Genomic DNA, 1,547 nt, shown 5'->3' on the forward strand with positions numbered 1-1,547 from the left:
CTTCGTCGAGGACGAGGACGGAAAGGGCCAGGACTTCTCAGCAATGCTCCCGAGATTCGTCGGACGACACCGGGAAGGCTGATTTCTCGGATTCGTGAGGGAGCCGATCGGGGGCTTGCGGCGTTTAACCTTTGATAAAGGATTTTCGTGCCAGGCTGGAAGCCATGTTACGCAATCGCCAGAGCCTGATTCTCGCCGCGGCCCTGATTGGCCTCCTCGCGCCGGCCACCCTTGCGCAAGGGGTGGGCCAGGCGGCCAAGGCCAACGCCCAGGCCACCTTCGGCCAATCCGCCATGCTGCGGGTCGGGGACCGGCTGGACAGCGCGCGCCTGCACCAGGTGACGCGCCCCGGACTTTACGGGATGAGCGAGGCGCCCTCGGGCAGCCGCTACGGCATCGTGGACGGCAAGCTGATCCGCTACGACCCGGAAAGCGCCCAGGTGCTGTCGATCATCCGCCAGGTGGACCGCATCGTGGACTAGGCCCGCAGCCGCGGGTTGTCGCGGCAGCCGCCCCGCCTGCCACGCCATGACCACAGAGGCCGCCGCCGCGACCGCGGGGGCTTTCGCCCCCCGCCCCCACGTCTTTCCCGGCGTCTTTCCCGGCGTCTTTCCCCAGGCAAAGCCCGCCGCGCGGCGAAGTCCGGCGCGGCGATGCGGCCCCGTCACAGCTTCTCGCCCGGCAACCGGCTGGCCTGCTTGACCCAGCGGGCGAACTGCGCCTCGTCGAACCCGCCCTCGCGGATGTCGAGATAGCGCACCTCGGGATATTTGGACTTGCCCGGCGGCGGCGGCTCCAGCGCGGCGCCGCGAAAGAACGTGACCTTCACGTATTTCGTGAAGCAATGAAAGCTGAGGAACCAGAGGTCGTCCTCCATCCCGTAGAAGGGCGAGTTCCATTTGACCGCCTTGCGCACGCCGGGGACGACGCGCGTGATGATGTCGTCCATCCGCCGGCCGAGGTCGCTTTTCCATTCCGGCATGGCGGCGATATAGGCCTGGACCGGGCCGTCGCCATAACCCTTGGCGATCTGGGGATTGCCGCCCGACAACAGCACCGGGCCCGCCGCGCCCTGCCCCTTCGTTCCCTCGGCGCTCGGGGTCTTTCTGCTGGTCATCTTCGCCTCCGCTTTCGGGTTCCGGCCGGGCCGCCCCCTGTCGCGACCGCCGCCTTGCCGGCGGGCCGGGCGCGCTCCGGCCGATGCCTGTCCAGCGTTGCAGCAAACCGGCCGCAGGGAAAGCCCCCCGCGACCGGGATCACAAGAGCGGCAACCCCTGCCCGCCCTGCCCGGCGCCGGCGCGATGCAGGCCCGGCCTGCCGGACCGCTTCCTTACTGAAATACAAGGTCATTTCCGCGGCGGCAGGGTACAATCGGCCGCATTTACAACCCGGCCCGGATGGCAAAACCATGGTCGCGTCGCGGCGGGAACCACGCTAAAAGCGTCGCGAAACGGGGGCGAAGCCGCGCCCGTGTGATACCTTGTCGCCCGGCCGGGTCCGGCCGAATGTTACGGAGTGCCCCGATGCGCCAGCCCTTAGCCCTTGCC

2 protein-coding genes are annotated in these 1,547 nt (G+C 68.6%); one reads left to right on the forward strand and one right to left on the reverse strand.

All coding sequences use genetic code 11. The features are described 5' to 3' along the window. Nucleotides 1-164 precede the first annotated feature (164 nt). Complete coding sequence (locus FE811_RS26790) at nt 165-482, forward strand: hypothetical protein (protein WP_036761050.1); 318 nt, start codon at nt 165-167, stop codon at nt 480-482. A 182-nt stretch (nt 483-664) separates the two neighbouring features. On the opposite strand, the gene FE811_RS26795 is transcribed toward FE811_RS26790, so the two are convergent. Beyond that, nucleotides 665-1,117 carry a DUF1801 domain-containing protein gene (locus FE811_RS26795; RefSeq protein WP_072462476.1) on the reverse strand — a complete coding sequence of 151 codons (453 nt, stop codon included), beginning with the start codon at nt 1,115-1,117 and terminating at the stop codon, nt 665-667. Nucleotides 1,118-1,547 lie beyond the last annotated feature (430 nt).

This window comes from Paracoccus sp. FO-3 (assembly GCF_006386455.1).
In the GTDB taxonomy this organism is placed as follows: Bacteria; Pseudomonadota; Alphaproteobacteria; order Rhodobacterales; family Rhodobacteraceae; genus Paracoccus; species Paracoccus versutus.

Excerpts from the sequence above, each read along its gene's own strand:
- FE811_RS26790 (WP_036761050.1), top strand. The coding sequence starts at position 165 with ATGTTACGCAATCGCCAGAGCCTGATTCTCGCCGCGGCCCTGATTGGC.
- FE811_RS26795 (WP_072462476.1), bottom strand. The coding sequence starts at position 1,117 with ATGACCAGCAGAAAGACCCCGAGCGCCGAGGGAACGAAGGGGCAGGGC.